Source organism: Sphingomonas sp. Leaf407 (assembly GCF_001425385.1).
In the GTDB taxonomy this organism is placed as follows: domain Bacteria; phylum Pseudomonadota; class Alphaproteobacteria; order Sphingomonadales; family Sphingomonadaceae; genus Sphingomonas.
In genome coordinates this window covers 40,187-63,298 of record NZ_LMQO01000001.1, presented here as the reverse complement: position 1 = coordinate 63,298, position 23,112 = coordinate 40,187, and the positions used below count along the sequence as shown (strand labels likewise).

General features: G+C 68.0%; 26 protein-coding genes. 5 read left to right on the top strand and 21 right to left on the bottom strand.

Translation table 11 applies throughout. The annotated features are described in order from the left end of the window. Nucleotides 1-28: 28 nt before the first annotated feature. On the bottom strand, nucleotides 29-1,036 hold the full coding sequence (locus ASG37_RS00310; RefSeq protein WP_414887717.1) for an NAD(P)H-quinone oxidoreductase: 1,008 nt from the start codon (nucleotides 1,034-1,036) through the stop codon (nucleotides 29-31). 65 nt (nucleotides 1,037-1,101) lie between these two features. Between ASG37_RS00310 and ASG37_RS00305 the strand changes: the two genes are divergently transcribed. Together ASG37_RS00305 and clpA are read left to right on the top strand one after the other, a co-directional pair. After that, on the top strand, nucleotides 1,102-1,299 hold the full coding sequence (locus ASG37_RS00305) for a DUF1192 domain-containing protein (protein WP_055755300.1): 198 nt from the start codon (nucleotides 1,102-1,104) through the stop codon (nucleotides 1,297-1,299). Between the two features lie 125 nt (nucleotides 1,300-1,424). Next, complete coding sequence (gene clpA / locus ASG37_RS00300) at nucleotides 1,425-3,743, top strand: ATP-dependent Clp protease ATP-binding subunit ClpA (protein ID WP_055755299.1); 2,319 nt, start codon at nucleotides 1,425-1,427, stop codon at nucleotides 3,741-3,743. A 45-nt stretch (nucleotides 3,744-3,788) separates the two neighbouring features. Here clpA and ASG37_RS00295 read toward each other — a convergent pair whose 3' ends face one another. Continuing rightward, complete coding sequence (locus tag ASG37_RS00295; RefSeq protein WP_082447889.1) at nucleotides 3,789-5,078, bottom strand: S41 family peptidase; 1,290 nt, start codon at nucleotides 5,076-5,078, stop codon at nucleotides 3,789-3,791. A gap of 109 nt (nucleotides 5,079-5,187) precedes the next feature. On the opposite strand from ASG37_RS00295, the gene ASG37_RS00290 reads away from it, so the two are divergent. Next, the gene (locus tag ASG37_RS00290) at nucleotides 5,188-5,658 is read left to right on the top strand and encodes an Lrp/AsnC family transcriptional regulator (RefSeq protein WP_055755297.1); all 471 of its coding nucleotides are present in this window, start codon (nucleotides 5,188-5,190) and stop codon (nucleotides 5,656-5,658) included. 36 nt (nucleotides 5,659-5,694) lie between these two features. Here the strand turns inward: ASG37_RS00290 and pal are convergent, their stop codons facing one another. The 6 genes from pal to ASG37_RS00260 form a co-directional block, all read right to left on the bottom strand. Next, a complete protein-coding gene (gene pal / locus ASG37_RS00285; RefSeq protein WP_055755296.1) occupies nucleotides 5,695-6,222 on the bottom strand; it encodes a peptidoglycan-associated lipoprotein Pal in 528 nt (175 codons plus the stop codon). A gap of 70 nt (nucleotides 6,223-6,292) precedes the next feature. Next, nucleotides 6,293-7,612 (bottom strand): Tol-Pal system beta propeller repeat protein TolB, encoded by a 1,320-nt coding sequence (gene tolB, locus ASG37_RS00280; protein ID WP_055755295.1) that lies wholly within the window; start codon nucleotides 7,610-7,612, stop codon nucleotides 6,293-6,295. Between the two features lie 12 nt (nucleotides 7,613-7,624). Beyond that, on the bottom strand, nucleotides 7,625-8,686 hold the full coding sequence (locus ASG37_RS00275) for a hypothetical protein (RefSeq protein ID WP_055755294.1): 1,062 nt from the start codon (nucleotides 8,684-8,686) through the stop codon (nucleotides 7,625-7,627). 4 nt (nucleotides 8,687-8,690) lie between these two features. Continuing rightward, a complete protein-coding gene (locus ASG37_RS00270) occupies nucleotides 8,691-9,122 on the bottom strand; it encodes an ExbD/TolR family protein (RefSeq protein WP_055755293.1) in 432 nt (143 codons plus the stop codon). A 3-nt stretch (nucleotides 9,123-9,125) separates the two neighbouring features. Then, a complete protein-coding gene (gene tolQ / locus ASG37_RS00265) occupies nucleotides 9,126-9,815 on the bottom strand; it encodes a protein TolQ (protein ID WP_414887922.1) in 690 nt (229 codons plus the stop codon). Further along, nucleotides 9,815-10,273 (bottom strand): YbgC/FadM family acyl-CoA thioesterase, encoded by a 459-nt coding sequence (locus ASG37_RS00260; protein WP_055755291.1) that lies wholly within the window; start codon nucleotides 10,271-10,273, stop codon nucleotides 9,815-9,817. The genes tolQ and ASG37_RS00260 overlap by 1 nt, the downstream gene beginning before the upstream one ends. Nucleotides 10,274-10,385: 112 nt before the next feature. Here ASG37_RS00260 and ASG37_RS00255 point away from each other — a divergent pair, with 112 nt between their 5' ends. Beyond that, nucleotides 10,386-10,793 (top strand): hypothetical protein, encoded by a 408-nt coding sequence (locus ASG37_RS00255; protein WP_055755290.1) that lies wholly within the window; start codon nucleotides 10,386-10,388, stop codon nucleotides 10,791-10,793. Nucleotides 10,794-10,798: 5 nt separating this feature from the next. Here ASG37_RS00255 and ASG37_RS00250 read toward each other — a convergent pair whose 3' ends face one another. From ASG37_RS00250 to ASG37_RS00215, 9 genes are all read right to left on the bottom strand, one after another. Further along, the gene (locus ASG37_RS00250) at nucleotides 10,799-11,122 is read right to left on the bottom strand and encodes a hypothetical protein (protein ID WP_156348983.1); all 324 of its coding nucleotides are present in this window, start codon (nucleotides 11,120-11,122) and stop codon (nucleotides 10,799-10,801) included. Between the two features lie 11 nt (nucleotides 11,123-11,133). Further along, nucleotides 11,134-12,153, bottom strand: a complete 1,020-nt coding sequence (gene ruvB / locus ASG37_RS00245; protein ID WP_055755288.1) for a Holliday junction branch migration DNA helicase RuvB — start codon at nucleotides 12,151-12,153, stop codon at nucleotides 11,134-11,136. 58 nt (nucleotides 12,154-12,211) lie between these two features. Further along, nucleotides 12,212-12,712, bottom strand: coding sequence for a hypothetical protein (locus ASG37_RS17490; protein WP_156348982.1), 501 nt, complete (start codon nucleotides 12,710-12,712; stop codon nucleotides 12,212-12,214). A 30-nt stretch (nucleotides 12,713-12,742) separates the two neighbouring features. After that, nucleotides 12,743-13,342, bottom strand: coding sequence for a Holliday junction branch migration protein RuvA (ruvA, locus tag ASG37_RS00240; protein ID WP_055755287.1), 600 nt, complete (start codon nucleotides 13,340-13,342; stop codon nucleotides 12,743-12,745). 199 nt (nucleotides 13,343-13,541) lie between these two features. Further along, nucleotides 13,542-14,051, bottom strand: a complete 510-nt coding sequence (gene ruvC, locus ASG37_RS00235) for a crossover junction endodeoxyribonuclease RuvC (protein WP_055755286.1) — start codon at nucleotides 14,049-14,051, stop codon at nucleotides 13,542-13,544. A 37-nt stretch (nucleotides 14,052-14,088) separates the two neighbouring features. After that, on the bottom strand, nucleotides 14,089-14,832 hold the full coding sequence (locus ASG37_RS00230) for a YebC/PmpR family DNA-binding transcriptional regulator (RefSeq protein WP_055755285.1): 744 nt from the start codon (nucleotides 14,830-14,832) through the stop codon (nucleotides 14,089-14,091). 28 nt (nucleotides 14,833-14,860) lie between these two features. Then, entirely contained in the window at nucleotides 14,861-15,394 is a 534-nt protein-coding gene (locus tag ASG37_RS00225; RefSeq protein WP_055755284.1) for a DUF1003 domain-containing protein, read from the bottom strand. Nucleotides 15,395-15,414: 20 nt separating this feature from the next. Continuing rightward, nucleotides 15,415-15,651 (bottom strand): DUF2312 domain-containing protein, encoded by a 237-nt coding sequence (locus ASG37_RS00220; protein WP_055755283.1) that lies wholly within the window; start codon nucleotides 15,649-15,651, stop codon nucleotides 15,415-15,417. 85 nt (nucleotides 15,652-15,736) lie between these two features. After that, entirely contained in the window at nucleotides 15,737-16,081 is a 345-nt protein-coding gene (locus ASG37_RS00215) for a DUF1244 domain-containing protein (RefSeq protein ID WP_055755282.1), read from the bottom strand. Between the two features lie 72 nt (nucleotides 16,082-16,153). On the opposite strand from ASG37_RS00215, the gene pyk reads away from it, so the two are divergent. Further along, entirely contained in the window at nucleotides 16,154-17,623 is a 1,470-nt protein-coding gene (gene pyk, locus ASG37_RS00210) for a pyruvate kinase (protein WP_055755281.1), read from the top strand. A gap of 145 nt (nucleotides 17,624-17,768) precedes the next feature. On the opposite strand, the gene ASG37_RS00205 is transcribed toward pyk, so the two are convergent. The 4 genes from ASG37_RS00205 to ASG37_RS00190 form a co-directional block, all read right to left on the bottom strand. Next, nucleotides 17,769-18,563 carry a transglutaminase N-terminal domain-containing protein gene (locus ASG37_RS00205; RefSeq protein ID WP_055755280.1) on the bottom strand — a complete coding sequence of 265 codons (795 nt, stop codon included), beginning with the start codon at nucleotides 18,561-18,563 and terminating at the stop codon, nucleotides 17,769-17,771. Then, nucleotides 18,563-19,495: an alpha-E domain-containing protein gene (locus ASG37_RS00200; RefSeq protein WP_200909694.1), complete on the bottom strand. Its 933-nt coding sequence runs from the start codon at nucleotides 19,493-19,495 to the stop codon at nucleotides 18,563-18,565. Before ASG37_RS00200 ends, ASG37_RS00205 begins: the two co-directional genes overlap by 1 nt. A gap of 5 nt (nucleotides 19,496-19,500) precedes the next feature. Then, nucleotides 19,501-20,985 carry a circularly permuted type 2 ATP-grasp protein gene (locus ASG37_RS00195; protein WP_055755278.1) on the bottom strand — a complete coding sequence of 495 codons (1,485 nt, stop codon included), beginning with the start codon at nucleotides 20,983-20,985 and terminating at the stop codon, nucleotides 19,501-19,503. Nucleotides 20,986-21,052: 67 nt separating this feature from the next. After that, entirely contained in the window at nucleotides 21,053-23,068 is a 2,016-nt protein-coding gene (locus ASG37_RS00190) for a protein-disulfide reductase DsbD family protein (RefSeq protein ID WP_055755277.1), read from the bottom strand. Between the last annotated feature and the right edge of the window lie 44 nt (nucleotides 23,069-23,112).

Here is a 23,112-nt window from a genome sequence, read left to right as displayed (position 1 = left end):
GCGCCGTGCCGCGCGGGGGGCCTGACGGTCAGTCGGCGTCGCCCACCACCAGCACGATCTTGCCGACATGATCGCCCGCTTCCATCCGGCGATGCGCGTCGGCGGCCTGTGCGATCGGGAAGGTGCGGTCGATCACCGGGCGCAGCCGTCCGCCGGCGATGTGCGGCCAGACCGAGCGCGACAGTTCGTCGGCGACCATTTCCTTGAACGCCGCGTCGCGTCCGCGCAGCGTCGAGCCGGTCAGCGTCAGGCGGCGGCGCATGACATCCCACAGCGGGATCGTGGCGACCGCCCCGCCCTGCACCGCGATCGAGACGTGGCGGCCGTCCTCGCCCAGGCATTTCAGGTTGCGCGGCACATAATCGCCGCCGACCATGTCGAGCACCACCGCGACACCCCTGCCGTCGGTGATCTGCCCCACCCGCTCGACGAAATCCTCGGTGCGATAGTTGATCGCATGGGCGGCCCCCAGGTCGAGCGCGGCCGTTGCCTTCGCATCTGATCCGACCGTGACGATGACGGTGAGGCCGAAGACCTTGCCGAGCAGGATCGCCATCGTGCCGATGCCGCTGGTGCCGCCATGGACCAGCACCGTATCGCCTTCGGCCGCGAAGCCGCGATCGAACAGGTTGGTCCAGACGGTGAAGAGCGTTTCGGGCAGCGCCGCCGCCTCGACCAGCGACAGCCCGTCGGGCACCGGCAGGCATTGCCCGGCGGGCACCGCGACATAGTCGGCATAGCCACCGCCGGCGAGCAGCGCGCAGACCGGCTGGCCGAGCAGTTCGCGCGCCACCCCGTCACCGAGCGCGGCGACATGCCCCGCGACCTCGAGTCCCGGAATCGACGGCGCGCCGGGCGGGGGCGGATAGCCGCCGGTGCGCTGCAACACGTCCGGGCGGTTGACCCCGGCGGCGGCGACGCGGATCAGCACCTCGCCCGCCCGTGGCACCGGCACCGGCCGGTCGACCAGCGTCAGCACCTCCGGCCCGCCGGCTTCCGCCGGATCGATCGCACGCATCGTCGCTGGTACGTTCATGACGCCGCCCCCTTATGGCCTCGCGTTATTGACATCCCGCAAGACAGGGTCAACGTTGCATTGCAATGGAACCCGACGATTTTCTTAACCATGATCGTGCCAATACGTTGGCGATGCTGGTGCGCGAGGATCTCGACCCGCTGTCGATCGACGAACTGACCGCGCGCATCAGGGCGCTGGAACAGGAGATCGGCCGCTGCCGGGCGCGAATCGAACGCGCCCGCGATCATCGCTCCAGCGCCGACGCGCTGTTCCGTTCGTGACCGGTTGCCGCCCCCTCCCGCCGGCATGGCTTGATGCGGGGGGGCGGCATACCGACATTGGGGAAGACCCGGGAAACCGGGACGCAGGGCCGGCGCGTTCCCGCCGGTCGACCGGAGTGACCTGAATGCCATCCTTCGCTTCCGCACTGGAAACCACGCTGCACAAGGCGCTCGAGGCCGCATCCTCGCGCCGTCACGAATATGCGACGCTCGAACACCTCCTCTACGCGCTGATCGACGACAAGGACGCCGCCAAGGTCATGGCCGGCTGCGGCGTCGAGCTTGACGAGTTGAAGGCGACCGTCGCCCATTATCTCGACACCGAACTCGACACGTTCAAACTGGATGCCGCGACCGATCCGTCGCCGACCAGCAGCTTCCAGCGCGTGGTGCAGCGCGCGATCCTGCACGTCCAGTCGTCGGGCCGCGACGAAGTGACCGGGGCCAACGTGCTGGTCGCGATGTTCAGCGAGCGCGAGACCTATGCCGTGTATTTCCTGCAACAGCAGGACATGAGCCGGCTGGATGCGGTCAGCTTCATCAGCCACGGCGTCGGCAAGGGCGGCACCACCGCATCGGAAACACCGGCCCCCAAGGGCGCCGAGGAAAAGGAAACCCAGAAGACGGGCGACAAGGGCAAGGGCGAAAGCGCGCTCAAGCAGTTCTGCGTCGATCTGAACGAGAAGGCGAAGACCGGCAAGGTCGACCCGCTGATCGGTCGGTCGGCGGAGGTCGATCGCACGGTGCAGATTCTGTGCCGCCGGTCCAAGAACAACCCGCTCTATGTCGGCGATCCCGGCGTGGGCAAGACCGCGATCGCGGAAGGGCTGGCACGCAAGATCGTCGAGGGCGACGTGCCCGAGGTGCTGTTGCCCGCCGTCATCTATTCGCTCGACATGGGCGCGCTGCTCGCCGGCACCCGCTATCGCGGCGATTTCGAGGAACGGCTCAAGCAGGTCGTGACCGAGCTCGAGAAGCTGCCGCATGCGGTGCTGTTCATCGATGAGATCCACACCGTCATCGGCGCGGGCGCGACCAGCGGCGGGGCGATGGATGCGTCGAACCTGTTGAAGCCCGCGCTGTCGGGCGGGCAAATCCGCTGCATCGGCTCGACCACCTACAAGGAGTTCCGCAATCACTTCGAAAAGGATCGCGCGCTGCTGCGCCGGTTCCAGAAGATCGACGTGAACGAGCCTTCGGTCGAGGACACGATCAAGATCCTCACCGGCCTGCGTTCGGCGTTCGAGGAGCATCATAAGGTCAAGTACACCCCCGATTCGATCAAGTCGGCGGTGGAATTGTCGGCGCGCTACATCAACGACCGCAAGCTGCCCGACAAGGCGATCGACGTGATCGACGAAGTGGGCGCGATGCAGATGCTAGTGCCCGCGCCCAAGCGCAAGAAGACGATCACGTCGAAGGAGATCGAACAGGTCATCGCGACGATGGCGCGCATCCCACCCAAGACCGTGTCGACCGACGATACCCGCGTGCTCGCCAACCTCGACGTCGATCTCAAGCGCGTGGTGTTCGGGCAGGACGCGGCGATCAAGGCGCTGTCGTCGGCGATCAAGCTGAGCCGTGCCGGCCTGCGCGATCCCGACAAGCCGATCGGCAACTATCTGTTCACCGGCCCCACCGGGGTCGGCAAGACCGAGGTTGCGCGGCAGTTGGCCGAGATCATGGGCATTCCGCTCCAGCGGTTCGACATGTCCGAATATATGGAGCGCCATTCGATCAGCCGGCTGATCGGTGCGCCCCCGGGCTATGTCGGGTACGATCAGGGCGGATTGCTGACCGATGCGATCGACCAGCAGCCGCATTGCGTGCTGTTGCTCGACGAGATCGAGAAGGCGCATCCCGACCTGTTCAACATCCTTTTGCAGGTGATGGACAACGGCAAGCTGACCGATCACCACGGCAAGACCGTCGATTTCCGCAACGTCATCCTCATCATGACGACCAATGCCGGCGCGTCGGACATGGCCAAGGAATCGATCGGCTTCGGCCAGATCGATCGCGAGGACGTGCAGGAAGAGGCGGTGAAGAAGCTGTTCACGCCCGAGTTCCGCAACCGGCTCGATGCGATCGTGCCGTTCGGCTATCTGCCGCCGGAAGTCGTGGCGCGGGTGGTGGATAAGTTCATCCTCCAGCTCGAACTGCAATTGTCGGATCGCGGCGTCCACATCCAGCTCGACGAGGACGCCAAGAGCTGGTTGACCGAGAAGGGCTATGACAAGCTGTACGGCGCGCGGCCGATGGGCCGGTTGATCCAAGACAAGATCAAGCAGCCGCTGGCCGAGGAACTGCTGTTCGGCAAGCTGGTCCATGGCGGTGAGGTGAAGGTCCGGCTGAAGGACAATGCGCTCGCGTTCGAGATGGTGCCCGCTGCGCCCAAGAAGCCGCGCAAGGGCGGCAAGGCGAAGGTGACGACCGGGGCATGACCGCCCGCCGCCACGCCGGGACCACCGGCGTGGCGGCGACGCCGCTCATTTGATCCGGTCGGCGCGCTCGGTCGATCCGTCGGCCCGTTCGACCTCCATGGCGACGATCTGGCCATTGGCCTCGACGAAGCGAAAACGGGTCGTGGGGTCGGTTTCGGGCACCACGCTGTCCGCCGCGACCACCACCAGCGGAAAAGCCGCGCGGCCAATGCGGGCGGAGGTCAGCCCGTTGTCGGCCACCGCGACCACCCGGTTGCCATAGCGTCCCGCATAATCCGCCAACGGCCGCGCCAGCCGCACCGGGTTGGCCGACGCGCGATAGAAGGCGACGAGGCGCTCGTCCTCGCGGCGTTCGTCCGCCGGCGCACGCGCGGCGATGGCGGTCATCGCCGCGACCTTCGCCGCCGCCAGCGCCTGGTCCGGCAGGGTGACGATTGCCGGCGTCACGCCGACCCTTTCCCAATCCTTGCCCGTCTTGAGGCTGATCGCCCGGCCGGTCGATACGCTCAGCACATAGCTTTTGCCGATGGGCACCATGTCGTTGCGGAACCCCGCGCCGGCGGTGCGTTCGCCCACCAGCGTACCGAAGCCCAATGCCGAGACGTGTGTCGCGAACTCCTCGGCCGCCGATGCGGTCTGGCCGCTGGTCAGCACATAGAGCGGCTTGCCCGCAAGGCTGAACGGTGCGGCGGGCGCGGTGGTCGCCTCGCCCGGCTTGCCGCGCATCTCGAACCGCATCAGCGGCGTGCCGGCGGGGACGAAATAGCTGGCGATCGCCGCCACCGCCTCGGGCGAGCCGCCGCCGTTGCGGCGCAGGTCGATGATATACGCATCGCCCCCTTGCAGGAACCGCATCGCCCCGGCGATCGCCGCTTCCGCTTCGGGCGTTCCCCAGATGAACCCGTCATAGGCGATCATGCGGATATTGCCCGGCAATGTCTCCATCGCGCGAACGCCGGCATTCAGGCGGAGGATCATCCGCGCGACGCCGGGCGGCAGCGGGGCATCCTCGTCATCCCCGGCAGGCGGCCGGCTGGCTAGCATCGCCGCCGTCCTGGGATCGAAGCGCAGCGACAGATGCTTGTCCGGCGTGACCCGCGCCATGTCGGCGTTGATGCGATCGGCCAGCGCCTCGCCCTGCAACCCGCGATAGCGATCGGGCGAGGCCAGCGCCGCGCCCAGCTTCGTCGCCACGTCGGGCAGGACATAGCGTTCGACAAGGGCGGCCCGCGTCGCGGCGACGACCGTGACCGGATCGTCCTGCGCCCGCGCCGGCGCGACCGACAGGGCGATGACGGCGATCGGTGACAATATGGCGGTAATTCCGTGACGCATTCGAACCCCTTCGCGTGACAATCGGCCATCTTATGCGCTGGCGATCCCGCGCTATTTCGGCAAATATCGCGGTGTCATCGCCGAAGTCCGGCGTCCGGGGGGAAGGACATTGACGGGAATACGCGATCTGGACGCCCATGATCGCGCGCTGTTGCACTGGCTGCAACGCGACGCGCTGCGCACGGCGGAGGATCTGGCACGCGACGTGGCGCTGTCGCCATCGGCGATCACCCGCCGGGTGCGGCGGATGCGCGAGGACGGGACGATCGTCGCCGACATCGCGATCGTGTCCGACCGGGTCGGGGCGTTCCTGTCGGCGCTGGTGGAGTTGCAACTCGATCGTCATGCCCTGCCCCATGTCGAGGGGCTGCTGCGGCGGCTGGATGCCGACCCACGGGTGCAGGCGATCATGGAGGTGACGGGAGAGCATGACCTGACGCTGATGGTCGTGGTCGCGGACATGGCGGCCTATAACCGCTTTGCCGATACGATGCTGGCGAACGATCCGACGATCCGCCGCTATGAAACCCGCTTCATCAAGAAACGGCGCAAATGGTCGGCGGCCCGGCCGATGGACTGACCGGCGGCGGCGTCCATGCGCCGCCGCCGGTGTCGATTACTGGAGGACGACCGTCACCGCGCGGCGGTTCTGCGCCCATGCACCCTCGTCGGAACCCAGCGCCAGCGGACGTTCCTTGCCATAGCTGATCGTGGTGATCCGCGACGACGAAATACCGCGCGCCGCGAGATAACTGGCCGCCGCATTGGCGCGACGATCGCCGAGCGCAAGGTTGTATTCGCGGGTGCCGCGTTCGTCGCAATGCCCCTCGATCGTCACGCGGACGTTGGGGTAGCGCTGGAGCCACTGTGCCTGGCTGTCGAGGACCGCGCGCGCCGACGAATCGATGTCATACTGGTCGAGGCCGAAGTTGATCGTGTCGCTGGCGACCGATTGCTGGAAATCGGCGCGCGATCCGGGCACCACCGCGCCGGTGCCGGTGCCGCTTCCGATGCCGCCGGTGCCGCCGTTGGGATCGACGGTCTGGCCGGGGCCAGGCGGCAGTACCGCCGGGCGCTTCTTGGCGCAGCCGGCCACCGCCAGCAGGCCGGTGGCGACGATCAATGCGGTCGAGAACTTCTTCATGGGGTCACTCCCTGGTCGTTACGCATCCACCACAATGCCCTGTAGCGGAAAACAGCCCTGTTAGCGAATGTTACGGCCGGATCGGCCCCCAGCTCGGGTCCGATCCGTCGAGCGCGGTCGGGATACGGCGGATGTTCGATCCGGTGAGGTCGACCGACCACACCTCGGTCCGGCCCGACCCCTGCGCCGATCGGAAGAAGGTGAGCACGCGGCCGTTGGGCGACCAACTCGGCCCCTCGTCGCCCCATGCGTCGGACAGGAGCTTCTCGCCCGACCCCGAAGGCGACATGATGCCGATGCGAAACGATCCGCCGCCCTGCCGGGTGAAGGCGATCAGGTCGCCGCGCGGGCTCCATACCGGGGTGCCGTAGCGCCCGCCGCCGAAGCTGATCCGCTGCTGGTTCGATCCGTCGGCGTTCATCACATAGAGCTGCTGCCCGCCCGACCGGTCGCTTTCGAACACGATGCGGCTGCCGTCGGGCGAATAGCTTCCCCCCGTGTCGATGCCGGGCGAGTTGGTCAGCCGTTGCGGCGAACCGCCGGCGGCGGGGACGCGGTAGACATCGGTATTGCCCGCCTGCGCCATCGAGAACAGGACGTAGCGCCCGTCGGGCGAGAAACGCGGCGCGAAGGTGAGCGAGGTGTTCTGCACCAGCAGCCGCTGTTTGCCGCTGCCCAGATCGTAGATGTAGATCGCCGGGCGTTCGTTGACATAGCTCATGTAGACGATCGACTGCTGGTTCGGCGCGAAACGCGGCGTCAGCACGATCGACTGGCCGTTGGTCAGGAAGCGGTGGTTGGCCCCGTCCTGATCCATGATCGCCAGCCGCTTGATCCGGCGACCCTTCGGCCCCGTTTCCGATACATAGACGATGCGGCTGTCGAAATACGGCCCCTCACCCGACAGGCGGGTATAGACCGCATCGGCGCATTTGTGCGCGGCGCGCCGCCATTCGGACGGGGCGACGTTGAACCCCTGCCGCGTCAGCTCGGTCCGCGCGAACACGTCGTAGAGATAGCAGCCGATCGTCAGCGTGCCGTTCGCTTCGGCGCGGACATAGCCCTGCACCAGCGCCTGCGCGCCGCTCCACGCGGCATAGTCGGGCGACTGGACCTGTCCCATCGCGACCGGCGGCAGGCCGGCGGGGCCGGCGGGCTTGAACAGCCCCGAGTTGCGCAGGTCGGTCGCGACGATCTCGGCCAGTTGCCGGCCGAGCGCATCGGTCGATCCGGCGGGGGTCGAGGCGGCCTGCGGCGTCGGCATCACCGGCACGGCGATGGGCAGCGGTTCGGAAATGCCGCCCTCGATGTCCACCTCGACCTGCGCATAGGCAGGCATGGCGGTGACGGTCGCAAGTGCGGTGGCAAGCGCCATCGTGAGTCTACGCATACATCCCTCCGGTCAGCCGGGCAGCTTGTAGTTGATGATGATGTCTTTCCAGCCGCCTTCGTACAGGTCGGCAGGCAGTTCATAGGGCGCGCACTGGATCAACGCGGCGATCGCCAGTTCGGACACACGCTGCGCATAGCGTTCGTTCTCGCCATCGATGCCCTTTTGCCCGCGCAACTGCGGCTTGGCGGCGAGCGTGCCGTCGGCACGCATCTGGAGGCGGATGCTGGAGCGGATCTGGTTCGCGCCCGGCCCCGGATTGGGGATGCGATTGGCGCAGGGCTGCACCTGTCGCTGGATCGCGCTGGCGAGGCCGGCGATCGACTGCGCGCCGACGACGGCGGCGCGCGGGGCCTGCGCCTTGCCGGGGGTCGGGGTGTCGGCGATGCCCTTCAGGAAATCATTGCTTAGCCGGCTGCCGCGCGGGCGCTGTGCGGTTGCCTGCGCGTTGGTCCCCTGCCCCTTGGTCGCGGCGGGCTTGGCCGCCGGTTTGGGCGAAGCGGCGGCGGGTTTGGCCGGCGCTGCCTTCGGAGCGGCTTTGGGCGCGGCTTTCGGCTGCGCGGCCTTGGGCTGCGCCGCCGGACGCGCCGGCGTCGGGCGCGGCGGGGTTCTGGCCGGCGCGGGTTTGGGTTCGGGGGCGGGCGCGGGTTTCGGCGCGGGCCGGGGCACCGGTTTCGGGACGGGCCTGGGTGCCGGGGCGGGTTTCGGCGCGGGTTTGGGTTCCGGCTTCGGTTCAGGACGCGGGGCCGGTTGCGGACGCGGCGCGGGTACGGGCGGTGCCGGGACCGGCGGCGCGGGTTCTGGCTCGGGCACGGGTTCTGGTTCGCTTGCCGCTTCGGGGGGCGCGGCATCTTCGGGCGGACCGGTGTCGGGGGCCTCGCTGACCGCCGGCGCTTCGTTCGGGTTGGGCGAGGTCTGCTCGGCGGCGACCTCTTCCGAGAAGCTGACGTCCATCGGCTTGGATTCGAGCTTCAGCGGGTTGGGCGTGGCGAGGAAGCCGATCGACAGCAGCCCGAACAGGACGGCATGCCCCGCGACCGCGACGCCAAGTCCGATCTTCTCCGCCTTCTGCATCGCGCTATTGCGCCACGCTGATGAGCGACACGCGGTTGAGACCGGCGCGGTTCAGTTCGCCCAGCACCCGGTTGACCCGGCCATAGTCGAGGCTGCGGTCGGCGCGCAGCATCACCTGCCTCGGCTCGGTGGCGCCGGCACCCGCCGCCGCGATCTTTTCGAGTTCGCCCGACAGATTGTCGCCCGAGATTTCGACATCGTCGAGGAAGGTGCGTCCCTCGGCATCCATCGACAGCGTCAGCGGCTCCTGTTCGGGCGTCACCGCCTTGGCGCGGCTGTCGGGCAGGTTCACCGGCACGCCGCTGGTCATCAGCGGTGCCGTCACCATGAAGATGATGAGCAGCACCAGCATGACGTCGACCAATGGCGTCACGTTGATCTCCGCCATCGGCGCGCGGCGGCCCTTGCCCTTGGCGGACGGCAGGTTGATCCCCACGCCTCAGACGCCTTCGAGCTGGCGCGAGAGCGTCGCGTGGAACGCATCGGCGAAGCGGTTGAGGCGCGATTCGATGCGGTTCACGCTATGGCTGAACCGGTTGTAGGCGATGACGGCGGGAATCGCCGCGAACAGGCCGATCGCGGTCGCGAACAGCGCCTCGGCGATGCCCGGCGCCACCACCGCCAGCGAGGTATTCTGTTCGGACGCGATCGAGGTGAACGAGCGCATGATGCCCCACACCGTCCCGAACAGGCCGACGAACGGCGCCACCGACCCGATCGTCGCCAGCACGTTCAGCCGGTCGGCCAGCGTCTCGCTCTCGTCCGCCACGCTCGACGCCATGGCGGTGGCGAGGCGTTCGCGCGTGCCGTCGCGGTCGATTGCCTTGGCGGCGGTCGACCGGCGCCATTCGCGCACCCCCGACGAAAAGACGCGGGCAATCGCGGTATCGCGTGATCCCTGCAGCCGGTGAAACGCGTCGATGTCCTCGGCGCGTTCGAACTCGCCCTCGAACCGGTCGATGTCGCGGCGGACCTTGCGGGCGCGCACCAGGAAGCCGACGATGATCGCCCACGTCCAGACGCTGGCCGCGAGCAGGCCGATCATCACCGCCTTCACCACCCAGTCGGCCTGGAGGAAGAGCGCGACCGGCGACATGGTCGCGGCGTCGGTATTCACGAAAACGTCCATCATGCCCCTTTTCCGGTTGTCGCCAGCCGCGCGAACACATCGATCCACGCCGCCGGTTGCCGCCGTGGTCGCCCGTTGCCGCCAACGAACGCCACCTCGACCCGCGCCGATGCCAACAACACATCGTCGCGGATGACTGTCTGCTGAATATCCACCGCCGCCGCGCGCACCCGGACGACCGTGCTGACCACGACCAGCGCATCGTTGAGCCGGGCGGGCGCCCGCCAGTCGAGCTGCATCGATCGCACGGCGTAATGGCCCTCGCCCGCTTCCTGCGCCGCGCGCTGGTCAACGCCGGCGACCATCAGCATGTCGCTGCGCGCGCGTTCGAAATAACGCAGGTAATTCGCGTGATAGACGACGCCCGACAGGTCGGTATCCTCGAAATAGATCCGCAGCGGGAAGCGGTGCGTGGTCCCGACGAAGCGGCCACCGGTCGGCTGGTCGGGGGCGGTCATGGGCGTGGTCTTACCCCCCGCAGGCGCATGGGGAAAGGGGGAGCGCGCCGGACATGCCGCCAAACACCCCGCCGGTATCGAAATATTAACCGACCCATGATTGGCTGACGCCATGGCTCCCAGCGTTCATCAGTTCGACGATCCGGCCTATACCATCCGCCTGACCCCGGAACGGCGGTTGTTGGAGATCAGTTTTCGCGGATTCTGGGACGATGCGATCTATGACCGGTTCGACCGCAAGGTGCGCGCGCTGCTGCCAGGAATGCCGCTGGTCGGCGTACCGATCGGGTCGCAGGTAACGTTGCTCGACCTGACCGGCTATCCGGTGCAGAACCGGCCGATGCTCGAACGGCTGGCGGTGGTCGGCAACGACACCGATCTGGTCGGCCACCGCGTCGCGACGCTGCTGGCCAGCGCGCTGCTGCGGCAACAGGCGCGGCGGACGGTGCCGGGGCACACGCTGTTCAGCGACCGGGGCGAGGCGATGGCGTGGCTGCTGGGCGAGGCGGCGCCCGCTTGAGCGGATCAGCCGGCCGCCGGGTCGGTGACGACGTTGACCTTCCGGAACCCGGCGGACTGGATCAGATGCAGGATGCCGCCCGCGACCCGCCGGGGCAGCGCGACCGTGCCGGCGACGTCGAGGACGACCGGGCGGCCCTTGTCGGGAATGGCGGCCAGCGCGACCGCCAGCGCGTCCTGATCGTCGGGCAGGACGAACGTCTCCGCCGCGATCGTGACCCGCACGCTCGCGTCCCCGGCCATGGCGACGCCAATCCGCAGCGGGACCGCGGTCGCGACCGGGGCGACGATCAACCCGCGCGCCGTCGACGACAGCCATGTCTTTTTCATGCCCCGCCCCTTCATTCGAACAGCCCGTCCTGCACGCCCGCCGGCGGCTCGAAGCCGAGATGCTTCCATCCGCCGGCATTCAGGCAGCGCCCGCGCGCGGTGCGGGCGATCATGCCGATCTGGATGAGGTACGGCTCGATCACTTCCTCGATCGTGTCGCGCGGTTCGGACAGGCCCGCCGCCAGCGTCTCCACGCCGACCGGGCCACCGCGATAGACGTCGGCGATCATCGTCAGATAGCGGCGGTCCATCGCGTCCAGCCCCTTGGCATCGACCTCCAGCCGGTTGAGCGCCGCGTCCGCCGTGCGCGCATCGACGACATCGACGCCCGCGACATTGGCGAAGTCGCGTACCCGCCGCAGCAGCCGCCCGGCGATGCGCGGGGTGCCCCGCGCGCGCCTAGCCACCTCGGTCGCGCCGTCGGTGGCGATGCCCAGACCCAGCAGTCCGGCGGCGCGGGTCACGACGCGGGTCAGTTCTTCGACCGTATAGAATTGCAGGCGGACCGGGATGCCGAAGCGGTCGCGTAAAGGCGTGGTCAACAACCCCTGCCGCGTCGTCGCGCCGACCAAGGTGAAGCGCGGCAGATCGATGCGGACGCTCCTCGCCGATGGCCCCTCGCCGATCATCAGGTCGAGCGCGCGGTCCTCCATCGCCGGGTACAGCACTTCCTCGACCGCCGGATTGAGGCGGTGGATTTCGTCGATGAACAGCACGTCGCCGTCTTCGAGGTTGGTGAGCAGCGCGGCGAGATCACCCGACTTGGCGATGACCGGGCCGGAGGTGGCGCGGAAGCCAACGCCCATCTCCCGCGCGACGATCTGCGCCAGCGTCGTCTTGCCGAGGCCCGGCGGCCCGAAAAACAGCACATGGTCGAGGACATCGCCCCGCCCGCGCGCGGCATCGATGAACACGCGCAGATTCTCACGCGCCGCCTTCTGCCCGACGAATTCGTCGAGCGCCTTCGGGCGGAGGGCTGCATCGACATCCTCGGGACGGCGAAGCGGGGTGGTCATGCGGTCGTCGGTCACAGGTGTTCCCTAGACGTTCGCGGGGTGGCGCGTCGAGGGGGTTGGTGAACGGTCGGACTTACGGCAGCCGGATTCCAAATTCAGCTCGCCACCATTCGCGATTTTCTACGTTGTCGAGCCTTCTGTCGCATGGGTTCTGGGAACCGGGCTTCGATATTACGGCGATCGCGTCCGGCACCCGTGAAAGCCAGGTGAATAAATCCTGCAACTGTTGCCAACCGATATGGTGCTCGACACCATTGAGTTGCCAAACCAAGCTTCCCGGGTTTGCCCCGTTCGCCGAAGAAATGCCGATCAACCCGTGGCACAGCCCGTTTCGAACACCGAGCGGTTGTTGAAGCCGTTCGCAAAGCGTCTCCGCCAGTAACGTTCTGAGCGGAGCGTTCGCCGGCATGTCGGAAACGATGGCCTGCCATGTCCGAAGGGTTGCCGCGATACCGCGCGCCTGTTTGGGAAGCAATCCGTTAGCGCGGACGATCTCGGCTTGCGCCGCCCGTTCGATCGCGGCCCACAGCAGCAGAAGTGAACCTAGCGAACCAGCCATCCGTTCATAGGTCATATTCGGCTCCCAGACATTTTACCGAAAATGCTACCGCGACGCCTTCCTCAACGCCAACCGCACCAGCGCGTCGAGGGTGACACCCGGCCCCAGTTCCTCCGCCGCCTTGCCGACCGCCGTGGCCGCCTCCGCCGGGCGGAAGCCGAGGTTAAGCAGCGCCGATACCGCATCGCCTTCCACGCCGCCTTCGGCCGCCGCCGGAGCGACCGTGCCGGGGCCGAGCGCGATGCCGCCGACCTTGTCCTTCAGCTCCATCGCGATGCGTTGCGCGAGTTTCGGGCCGACGCCGTTGGCGCGCGCGATGCTGGCCTTGTCGCCGCGCGCGATCGCGGTGCGGACCTCGTCGGGCGACAGCGTCGAGAGGATGCCGAGCGCGACGCGCGCGCCCACCCCCTGCACCCCGGTCAACAGGCGGAACCAGTCGCGCTCGTCGGCGCTGGCGAAGCCGACGAGGCGGATGAAATCCTCGGCGACGAGCATTTCGGTGTGGATCGTGACACTACCCCCGACCGGCCCCAGCGCTTGCAACGTGCGCGACGACGCGCCGACGAGATAGCCGACGCCGCCGACGTCGATGACGGCATGGTCGATGCCGGAGACGGACAGCGTGCCTTTCAGATGCGCGATCATGATGTGCCTGTCTGGAATGGATGGTCGCGACGTTCGGTTTCTCCCCTCCCTGAAAGGGAGGGGGCGGGGGTGGGTCGGGCGGTTGTGGAGCGCCTATCTTTCCTCGCGGGCCAACCCACCCCCAACCCCTCCCTTTCAGAGAGGGGAGCGATGTGGACCCCGGAACAAGTCCGGGGTGACGGCCGGGGGTGGGGCATCGTCACCCCCCGATCCCGGTCGATCGCCGCGCGCGGGCGTGGGCGCTGGCCAGATGGTGGGCGTGGGTGATCGCCACCGCCAGTGCGTCGGCGGCGTCCGGCCCGGTCAGCTTCACGCCGGGCAGGAGATGGCCGACCATTGCCTGAATCTGTTTCTTGTCCGCGCCGCCGGTGCCGACCACCGCCTTCTTGACGACGCTCGGATGATATTCGCCGATGGCGAGGCCGGCGGTCGAAGCGGACAGCAGGACGACGCCGCGCGCCTGCCCGAGCTTGAGCGTCGACTGCGCGTTGCTGTTGCCCAGCACCTCCTCGACCGCCGCGCCGTCGGGGCGTTCGGTGCGGATCACTTCGCCCAGCGCCCCGAACAGCAGCGCCAGCCGCCTCGGCAACTGCATCGACGGATCGGTGCGGATCTGCCCGTTGGCGACATGGCTGAGCCGATTGCCATCGGCGCGGATCAGCCCCCAGCCGGTGGTGCCGAGGCCGGGATCAAGGCCGAGGATCAGCATGGCAACCCTCCCCGTGGACCGGGGAGGATGGCGATGTTCAACCCAGCTTCTCCATCACCTCGTCGGAAACCTCGTAGTTTCCCCAGACGGTCTGCACGTCGTCGTCGTCGTCGAGCGCGTCGATCAGCTTGAACAGCGTGGCGGCATCGTCCTCGCCGACCGAGACCATCGTCTGTGGGCGCCATGCGAGCTTCGCGCCCTCGGCCTCGCCCAGCACCGCTTCCAATGCCTTGGCGACTTCGTGCAAGTCGGCGACGGCGGTCCAGATCTCGTGCCCGTCCTCGCCCGACGTGACGTCCTCGGCCCCGGCTTCCAGCGCGGCCTCGAACACCTTCTCGGCGTCGCCGGCCTTGGCGGGATAGCTGATGAGGCCGACGCGGTCGAAGCCGTGGCTGACCGACCCGGCGGTGCCGAGGTTGCCGCCGTTCTTCGACACGGCGGTGCGCACGTTGGTCGCGGTGCGGTTGCGGTTGTCGGACAATGCCTCGATGATGAGCGACACGCCCGCCGGGCCGAAGCCTTCGTAGCGGATTTCCTCGTAATTCTCGAGGTCGCCCTTCGACGCCTTGTCCACCGCGCGCTGGATATTGTCCTTGGGCATCGACTGCGCCTTGGCGGCGTTGATCGCCGCGCGCAGGCGCGGGTTCATGTCGGGATCGGGCAGACCCATCTTGGCCGCGACGGTGATTTCGCGGCTGAGCTTGCTGAACATGCCCGAGCGCTTCTTATCCTGCGCGCCCTTGCGGTGCATGATGTTCTTGAATTTACTATGGCCTGCCATCGGTGCCTCTTGAGGTTTAGCGCCCGCTCTAGCCCCGGGCGGCGTGTTGCGCCAGCGCGTCGATCTTCGCCTCCAGCGCGGCCAGCCGGTCGATCACGTCGGTGTCCAGCTTGGCGTGGAGCGCGAGGATGTCGATCTCGGCGCGCAGATTGGTTTCATAGTCGAGCCGCGCCGCCAGCCGGTCCTTTTCCGACTGCCGGTTCTGGCTCATCATGATGACCGGCGCCTGGATCGCCGCCAGCGTGGAGAGCATCAGGTTGAGAAAGATGTAGGGATAGGGATCGAACGCCAGCCCGAAATGCGACAGCACGTCGGAGTTGAGCAGCATCCAGCCGAGCAGCACCACGGTGAACGCGATGATGAAGCCCCACGACCCGCCGACCGCCGCCACGCGGTCGGCCAGCCGGTCGCCGAGCGTCGATCGCGCGTCCGATTCGTCGGCGGCGTCACGGCTGACCGGCGCGCCGCGTTCGATCGCGGACAGGACACGGGCCTCTTCCTCCCCATGCGGATCGCCATGCCCCTTGAGCAGACGGGTCGCGAAGTGAAAGACGCTGGCCATGGTCCCACCCCCTTCCCTGCCTAGATGCCGAGCGCGGTCTTGTAGGTTTCGAGCAGCATGTCCGCTTCGTCGCGGTGATGCTTTTCCATGCGACGCAGGCGGATGATCGTGCGCATCGTCTTCACGTCGAACCCGGTCGACTTGGCTTCGCCATAGACGTCCTTGATGTCGTCGCTGATGCCCTTCTTCTCTTCTTCCAGCCGTTCGATACGCTCGATCAGCAGCCGCAGTTGTTCGGCGGAGACGTTGTCGGTCATGGGGTTCCCTTGGATACCGGAGCAAATGGTGAACGGGCGCGCCTAGCCGATCGGCGCGCGCGTCTCAATGGGGGCGTATTGGCGGTTACTTCGGCGGGGAAATCGCGGGCGGATCGCTCGCCGGGACGCTGTTATCGAGCGCCTCGTTCCGGGCCACGCTGGCCTTCATCCGCGCGATCTGTTCGTCACTGGCCGGCTGCTGATGGTTGGCCTTCCAGGTGGCATAGGGCATGCCGTACACCGCCTCGCGCCCCTCGTCCTTCGATATGCCGGCAGCCTCGCCCAGCCAGTCGCCAAGGCAGTTGCGACAGAAACCGGCCAGCCCCATCAGGTCGACATTCTGCGCGTCGGTGCGATGTTGCAGGTGGCGCACCAGCCGGCGGAACGCGGCGGCCTGTGCCGCTTCGTCGATGGAATCGATTGTTGCCATGACTCGGCCCTCCAAGGTTGATCGCGCCGCAATAACCCTTAGAGGCAGGCGCGCAAACGTCGGAGAGTGACAATGACCAAGGCCATCAGCCCCCGTTCGCGTAAGGTTCGCGTCCTTGCCACGCTCGGACCCGCCAGCAACACCCCCGAGATGATCGCCAAGCTGTTCGAGGCGGGGGCCGATGCCTTCCGCGTCAACATGAGTCATGGCGACCAGCAGTCGAAGGTCGCGGTGATCGCGGCGATTCGCGGGCTGGAGCGCGAATATGGCCGCCCGACGACGATCCTCGCCGATCTTCAGGGACCGAAGCTGCGCGTCGGCCGCTTCGCCGAGGGCCGGGTGACCCTCGAAACCGGACAGGTCTTCACCCTCGACCGGTCGAGCGAGCCGGGCGATGCCACCCGCGTCGAACTGCCGCATGACGAGATTTTCGCGGCGATCACGCGCGATGCGCGCCTGCTGCTCGACGACGGCAAGCTGGTGCTGCGCGTCACCGATCACAACGCGGACACGATCGTGACCGAGGTGGTCGTCGGCGGCGCGCTGTCGAATTCGAAGGGGCTGAACGTTCCCGACGTGGTGCTGCCGATGGCCGCGCTGACGCCCAAGGACATTTCCGACCTGCATTTCGCGGTCGATCAGGGCGTGGACTGGATCGCGCTGTCGTTCGTGCAGCGGCCCGAGGATCTGGCCGAGGCGCGCAAGCTGATCCAGGGCCGCGCCGCGCTGCTCGCCAAGATCGAGAAGCCCTCGGCGGTCGCGCGGCTTGAAGAGATCGTCGAACAGTGCGACGGCGTGATGGTGGCGCGCGGAGATCTGGGCGTCGAACTGCCGCCGCAGTCGGTGCCGCCGCTCCAGAAGCGGATCGTCGAGACCGCGCGCCGGCTGGGCCGGCCGGTCGTCGTCGCGACGCAGATGCTCGAATCGATGATCTCGTCGCCCTCGCCGACCCGCGCCGAAGTGTCCGACGTCGCGACCGCCGTCTATGATGGCGCGGACGCGATCATGTTGTCGGCCGAGAGCGCGGCGGGAAGCTGGCCGGTCGAATCGGTCGCGATGATGAACGACATCTCGCATGCCGTCGAACGCGATCCGGCGCATGGCGACCGCGTCCACTTCACCGTGCTGCGCCCCGACCCGACCACCGCCGACGCGCTGGCCGAAGCCGCCAAGAACATCGCCGCCACCGTCGATGCCAAGGCGATCCTGTGCTTCACCAAGTCGGGATCGACCGCGCGCCGCATCGCGCGCGAACGCCCGGCGGTGCCGATCATGGTGCTGACCCCGCAGATCGACACCGCGCGGCGGCTGGGGCTGCTGTGGGGCGTCCATGCCGTCCACACCCGCGACGTCGAATCGTTCGAGGAAATGGTTGCCAAGGCCAAGCGCATGGTGCTGCGCCACAAGCTGGCCAATGCCGGCGACCGGGTGGTGGTGTGCGCCGGCGTGCCGTTCGGGACGCCGGGGTCGACCAACGTGCTGCACGTCGTCCAGATCGTCGGCGACGAGCTGAAGAACTACGCCAACAACCACGAGGGTTGATTCGAACCGCGCCCCTCCCTGACAAGGGAGGGGTTGGGGGTGGGTTGGCCTGCGAGGGTAGTATTGGTGTCCCCGAAACCTACCCACCCCGGCCCCTCCCTTGTCAGGGAGGGGAGCAGTCCTGAAGTCGGGGGGCAGTCCTGCCTTACGCCGCCTCGCTGCCTTCGACCCGGACGTCGACGTCGAGTGCCTCGTCGCCGGTGCCCATGCGCACGCCAGCGATCGGTGCGGCGCCGGCGGCGTCGAGCGCCACCGCTACGCGGATATGGTCGAGCCCCGAGCGCCCGCCGACCGCCGGGTCGAACGCATACCAGCCGCCCGCGACATAGGCTTCGGCCCACGCATGCGGCGCGGGCGTGCGGCGTTCGTCGTCGCCCGACAGACTGTAGCCCGAGACATAGCGCGCCGGCACGTCCGCCGCGCGCGCCGCCGCGACGAAGATCTGCGCCATGTCGCGCGGCGACAGCCGGTCGTCGGCGGCCGCTTCCGCCGCGCTGCGGATCGCGCGTGCCGGGCGGCGGTCGAGCGGCCAGCGCGCGTGGATCGCGCCGGCGAGGTCGGTCATCGCCGCCACGCTGTCACCGCCGCCCAGCGCGAGGATCGCAGCGTCGGCGCGGGTGAGCGGTGTTTCGCGGCGGAACAGGTCGGCGGGGAAGGGTTCGATCGTCCCCTCGATCGCGCCATCGTCCTCGGTCAGCAGCACCTCGCCCGACACTGTCAGCAACAGCCCCTCGACCGGCCCTTCGGCATAGAGCATCCGCGTCAGATTGCCGTAGCCGTCGACACTTTCGCGCAGCCGGGCGTCGCAATCGACATCGATCCGCCAGTGGATGACGGTCTGGTGCGTGGTGTCGCCGGGGAACAACCGCAGCAACTGGACGATACGCGCCTGCGGTTCGGAGAACCGATAGCGCGTCTCGTGGTGGACCGACAGCCGCATCAAATGAAGCGGAACTGGCGGGCGATGGCGGCGTCGAGCATCGCATTCTCCCGGATGAAGGCGGTCAGATATTCGTGCAGCCCGCTCACGATCACCTCATGCGCACGGGTCTTCTGCATCCGCGCGAGGCGGGCGCGCGCCATACGGTCGGCCTCGCCCTGAAAACCGGTGCGCTTGCCGAGCAGGTTGAGCATCTCGACCGTCTCGTCGACGCACGCGGCCAAACTGCGCGGCACCTCGCCCCGGCACAGCAGCAGTTCGATGACATGCGCGGGTTTCAGCCCCTCGCTGTAGAGCCAGCGATAGGCGGTGACGGCGGACACCGTCTGGAGGATCGTGGTCCACTGGTCACGATCGATCGCGCCGCCGACGCGCTCCCCCTCGGGCAGCAGCAGGTGATATTTCACGTCGATCAGCCGCGCGGTATTGTCCGCCCGTTCGATCGCGGCGCCGAGCTGGATGAACCACGTCGCCTCGTTCTTCATCATCCGCTGCACCGCGCCCTCGAAGCCGCGCGCCTCGGCCTTGATCGCTTCGACGAGGTTGAGGATGTCCTCCTCGCCCTCCTCCGTCGGGCCGTTGAAGACGATCCATGCCCGATTGATCGCGGTCCATGCGTCGCGGGTCAGCGCGGTACGCACCGCCTTGGCATTGTTGCGCGCGGCGTCGAGGCACCACAAGATCGATCCGGTGTGGCTGCGATCGCAGGTCAGGAAGCGCGCGACCGCCCCCTGCCCGACCGCCTGCCCGCTGGCGGCGAAACTTTCCTCGGTATAGCTGACCGCCAGTGCGCTGGCCCATGCGGCATCGCCGGCGGGGCGCGACGACAGCGCATCGAGCCGTACCGTCGCCTCGACCAGCCGGGCGAGGAAATCGGCGCGCTCGACATAGCGCCCCAGCCAGTAGAGCGACGCGGCGGTGCGCGAGAGCATCGCCATCAGCGGCCTCCCTGGCGTTGGGTCATGCCGCCCATCGACTGGACCTGTGCAGGTGGGCCGTCGTCGAGCAGGACGAAACTGTCCTTGGTGCCGCCGCCCTGGCTGGAGTTGACCACCAGCGATCCTTCCTTGAGCGCGACGCGGGTCAGGCCGCCGGGCACGACCTGCACGTCCTTCGCGCCGGTCAGCACGAACGGGCGGAAATCGACGTGGCGTGGGCTGAGCCCCGCATCGGTCAGCGTCGGCACGGTCGAGAGCGCCAGCGTCGGCTGGGCGATATAGCGCTGCGGTTCGGCGATGAGCGCGCGGCGGAAGTCCTCGATCTCTTGTTTGCTCGCGGTCGGGCCAACGAGCATGCCATAGCCGCCCGATCCGTCGACCAGCTTCACCACCAGTTCGTCCAGATGGTCGAGGACGTATTTGAACGCTTCGGGTTCACGGCAACGCCATGTCTCGACATTGGGGAGCAGCGGCTCGCTGTCCGAATAGAAGCGGACGATTTCGGGCATGTAGCTGTAGATCGCCTTGTCGTCGGCGATGCCGTTGCCCGGCGCGTTGACCAGCGCGACGTTTCCGGCGCGGTAGGCGGCGATCAGCCCGGGGACGCCCAGCAGCGAATCGGGGCGGAACACCACCGGATCGATATAATCGTCGTCGATCCGGCGATAGATCACGTCGACCCGCACCCGCCCCGACACCGTCTGCATATAGACGCAGTCGTCGTCGATCAGCAGGTCGGCCGGTTCGACCAGTTCGACGCCCATCGAATCGGCGATGAAACTGTGTTCGTAATAGGCCGAATTGAAATGGCCCGGCGTCAGCACGACGCACACCGGATGCGCGCCCGCACGTTCGGGCGCGACCGAGCGCATGGTTTCGAGCAGCCTGTCGGGATAGCTGTCGACCGCCGCCACCCGGAAATTGCGGAACAGTTCGGGGCACAGCCGGATCATCGCCTCGCGATTTTCCAGCATGTACGACACGCCCGAGGGCGTGCGGGCGTTGTCCTCCAGCACGAAGAATTCGTCAGGGCCGGTGCGCACCAGATCGATGCCGCAGATATGCGCCCAGACCCCATGTGGTGGGCGGATGCCGGCGATTTCGGGGCGGAACTGGCTGTTGCCGAAGATCAGGTCGGGCGGCAGGACGCCCGCTTTCAGGATGCGGCGCTCGCCATAGATGTCGTCGAGGAAGGCGTTGATCGCCTGCGTCCGCTGAACCAGCCCCTTGGACAGCCGCGCCCATTCGTCGGGCATGAACACACGCGGCACGATATCGAACGGGATGATCCGCTCCGCCGCCTCGCTGTCGCCATAGACGGCGAAGGTGATGCCGAGTTGGCGGAAGGTCGCTTCGGCCGCCTGCAATCGCCGGCGCAACTCGCGCGGCGGGACGCCCTGCATCCACCGCGCCAGCCCGGCCAGTTCCTCGCGTGGCGAGTCCGGCCCGCCATGTCCCCAGATTTCGTCGAACGCCTGCCCCATCCATCCTCCAAAACGCCGACTGCGGCTTTGGTTGCATGCTGCATTGCGGCAGGAGCAACGGCAAGGCCTATTGCGTGACGAGGCCGGTCAATGTCGCCGGAGTCAAGACCTGCGGCAGCACGCTCGGCTGCGTCGCGCCTGCCGGATACCATAGATACAGCGGCACGCCGGCACGGTTGTGCGCTTCGATGAAGCGGCCGAGTGCGGGATCGCCGTCGGTCCAGTCACCGACCAGCACCGCGACCTTGGCCTTGCCGAAGGCATCGGCGACGGCGCGCGTCTCGATCGCGGCTTTTTCGTTCACCTTGCAGGTCAGGCACCAGTCGGCGGTAAAATAGGCGAATACCGGCCGGCCTTGCGCGCGCAACGCGGCGAGGCGCGCCTCGCTGAATGGCTCTGCCCCGGCGATCGTGGCCGAAGCACCGGGCGCGGCACGGCTGACGAGCAGCGCGAGGGGAAGCGCCAGCACCAGCGCGGCGGCGGTCGGCCACCATGCGCGCGTCAGACTACGAAGCTGACGCCGCCCGGTCCACCACAGCCCCAGCGCGAAGATCAGCAGCGCGGCGAGGCCCAGCGTCATGCCGTCGACCCCGGCCTGCCGCCCGAGCAGCCATGTGAGCGCCAGCGCGGTCGCGAACATCGGCACCGACAGCCCCTTGCGCAACCGGTCCATCCACGCCCCGGGCTTGGGCAAGCGCCGCCGCAACGCGGGCACGAACCCGAGCAGCAGGAACGGCAGCGCCAGCCCCAGCCCCAGCCCGGCGAACACCGCCATCGCCGCGACCGGCGGCAGGATTAGTGCCGATCCCAGCGCCGCGCCCATGAACGGCCCGGTACACGGCGTCGCGACGAAGGCCGCCAGCGCGCCGGTGGCGAACGCCCCGCCGCGCCCGCTGCGCATGCCGACCTGCGGCGTCGGCAGTTCGAACAGCCCGGCGAGGTTCAGCGCGATCCCGCCGGTCAGCAGCAGCAGCAGCAGCACGATACGCGGATCGGTCAACTGAAACGCCCATCCCGCTGCCGCCCCGCCCGCGCGGATCGCCAGCAACATGCCGCCCAGCGCCATGCAGGTCGCGACTGCTCCGGCGGTATAGGCGACTCCCTCCGCCCGCGCCTTCGCATCGCTTTCGCCGGCGCGGGCGAGGCTCAGCGCCTTGAGGCTCAGGATCGGGAACACGCACGGCATGACGTTGAGCAGCAATCCGCCGAGCAGCGCCCCGCCGAACGCCAGCAACGCGGTCCGCCACCAGCCGCCTTCACGCGGAACGGCGACCACGCCCGGCGTGGCGCGGATTGCATAGCCCTGCCCCTCGCCGGTCGCGAGCACGCCTTCGACCACCGGCGGCGTCCCTGCCCCCTTTGTGGAGAGGATGATCGCATCGCCGTCGCGCACCACCGATTGCGGCGCGGCATAATCGATCGCGCCTTCGGTCTGTGCGAAGAAATACGCATCGTCCGGGGCAACGTCCGCCGGAAACGGGATGCGCAAGCGGAAAGCGTCACCACCCTGAAACACCGCCGGCGATCCGATCGGCCGGGGCAGCGCGCGGCGCCAGCCGTCGAACGCCTGCCGCCGCTCCACGCTGACCGCGCCGTCGCCGACGATCAGGTCGGTCGCCAGTTCGGCCTTTTCGGGCACGCAGATTTCGCGGGTGCAGACCAGATAGTCGATCGACAGTCGCACCGGCAGCGGCGTTCCCGCCGACAGCCCGGCGGGTACGCGCAACTCGGTCAGGATCGTCCACGGCCGTTCGTAGACATAGTTCATCAGCCCGGCGACCAGCAGCCGTTCGGGCACCGGATAGCGCAGCGCCCCGACGCTTGCTCCGGTGGGCAAGGTCCAGTCGAGCCGCGACTGGCTGCCGACCGCGCCGGGGTTCTGCCAATAGCCGTGCCAGCCGGCATCGGGTTCGGACACCAGCGCCAGCGCGACACTCTGTCCCGCCGCCGGCCGATCGCTTTCGGCGACCAGCCGCATCGCGACATGGCGCACCGGCGCGGTCTGTGCCGCCGCCGGCAGCGCCGGACCCAACAGCAAGAGCAACAGGATGATTCGCTGCCAGAGCGTTCTTGCCGGTGTCATGGACGCGGAGTAGCGGAAGTCACGGACGGATGCACCGTCCCCGG

Bases quoted from the DNA above. Each gene is read 5' to 3' on its own strand.
- ASG37_RS00195 (WP_055755278.1), bottom strand. From the start codon at position 20,985: ATGGGGCAGGCGTTCGACGAAATCTGGGGACATGGCGGGCCGGACTCG.
- ruvA (WP_055755287.1), bottom strand. From the start codon at position 13,342: ATGATCGCGCATCTGAAAGGCACGCTGTCCGTCTCCGGCATCGACCAT.
- pyk (WP_055755281.1), top strand. From the start codon at position 16,154: ATGACCAAGGCCATCAGCCCCCGTTCGCGTAAGGTTCGCGTCCTTGCC.
- ASG37_RS00220 (WP_055755283.1), bottom strand. From the start codon at position 15,651: ATGACCGACAACGTCTCCGCCGAACAACTGCGGCTGCTGATCGAGCGT.
- ASG37_RS00310 (WP_414887717.1), bottom strand. From the start codon at position 1,036: ATGAACGTACCAGCGACGATGCGTGCGATCGATCCGGCGGAAGCCGGC.
- ASG37_RS00275 (WP_055755294.1), bottom strand. From the start codon at position 8,686: ATGCAGAAGGCGGAGAAGATCGGACTTGGCGTCGCGGTCGCGGGGCAT.
- pal (WP_055755296.1), bottom strand. From the start codon at position 6,222: ATGAAGAAGTTCTCGACCGCATTGATCGTCGCCACCGGCCTGCTGGCG.
- ASG37_RS00305 (WP_055755300.1), top strand. From the start codon at position 1,102: ATGGAACCCGACGATTTTCTTAACCATGATCGTGCCAATACGTTGGCG.
- ASG37_RS00230 (WP_055755285.1), bottom strand. From the start codon at position 14,832: ATGGCAGGCCATAGTAAATTCAAGAACATCATGCACCGCAAGGGCGCG.
- ASG37_RS00255 (WP_055755290.1), top strand. From the start codon at position 10,386: ATGGCTCCCAGCGTTCATCAGTTCGACGATCCGGCCTATACCATCCGC.
- clpA (WP_055755299.1), top strand. From the start codon at position 1,425: ATGCCATCCTTCGCTTCCGCACTGGAAACCACGCTGCACAAGGCGCTC.
- ASG37_RS00250 (WP_156348983.1), bottom strand. From the start codon at position 11,122: ATGAAAAAGACATGGCTGTCGTCGACGGCGCGCGGGTTGATCGTCGCC.
- ASG37_RS00295 (WP_082447889.1), bottom strand. From the start codon at position 5,078: ATGCGTCACGGAATTACCGCCATATTGTCACCGATCGCCGTCATCGCC.
- ASG37_RS00190 (WP_055755277.1), bottom strand. From the start codon at position 23,068: ATGACACCGGCAAGAACGCTCTGGCAGCGAATCATCCTGTTGCTCTTG.
- ASG37_RS00205 (WP_055755280.1), bottom strand. From the start codon at position 18,563: ATGCGGCTGTCGGTCCACCACGAGACGCGCTATCGGTTCTCCGAACCG.
- ASG37_RS00225 (WP_055755284.1), bottom strand. From the start codon at position 15,394: ATGGCCAGCGTCTTTCACTTCGCGACCCGTCTGCTCAAGGGGCATGGC.
- tolQ (WP_414887922.1), bottom strand. From the start codon at position 9,815: ATGGACGTTTTCGTGAATACCGACGCCGCGACCATGTCGCCGGTCGCG.
- ASG37_RS00215 (WP_055755282.1), bottom strand. From the start codon at position 16,081: ATGGCAACAATCGATTCCATCGACGAAGCGGCACAGGCCGCCGCGTTC.
- tolB (WP_055755295.1), bottom strand. From the start codon at position 7,612: ATGCGTAGACTCACGATGGCGCTTGCCACCGCACTTGCGACCGTCACC.
- ASG37_RS17490 (WP_156348982.1), bottom strand. From the start codon at position 12,712: ATGACCTATGAACGGATGGCTGGTTCGCTAGGTTCACTTCTGCTGCTG.
- ASG37_RS00260 (WP_055755291.1), bottom strand. From the start codon at position 10,273: ATGACCGCCCCCGACCAGCCGACCGGTGGCCGCTTCGTCGGGACCACG.
- ASG37_RS00200 (WP_200909694.1), bottom strand. From the start codon at position 19,495: ATGCTCTCGCGCACCGCCGCGTCGCTCTACTGGCTGGGGCGCTATGTC.
- ruvC (WP_055755286.1), bottom strand. From the start codon at position 14,051: ATGCTGATCCTCGGCCTTGATCCCGGCCTCGGCACCACCGGCTGGGGG.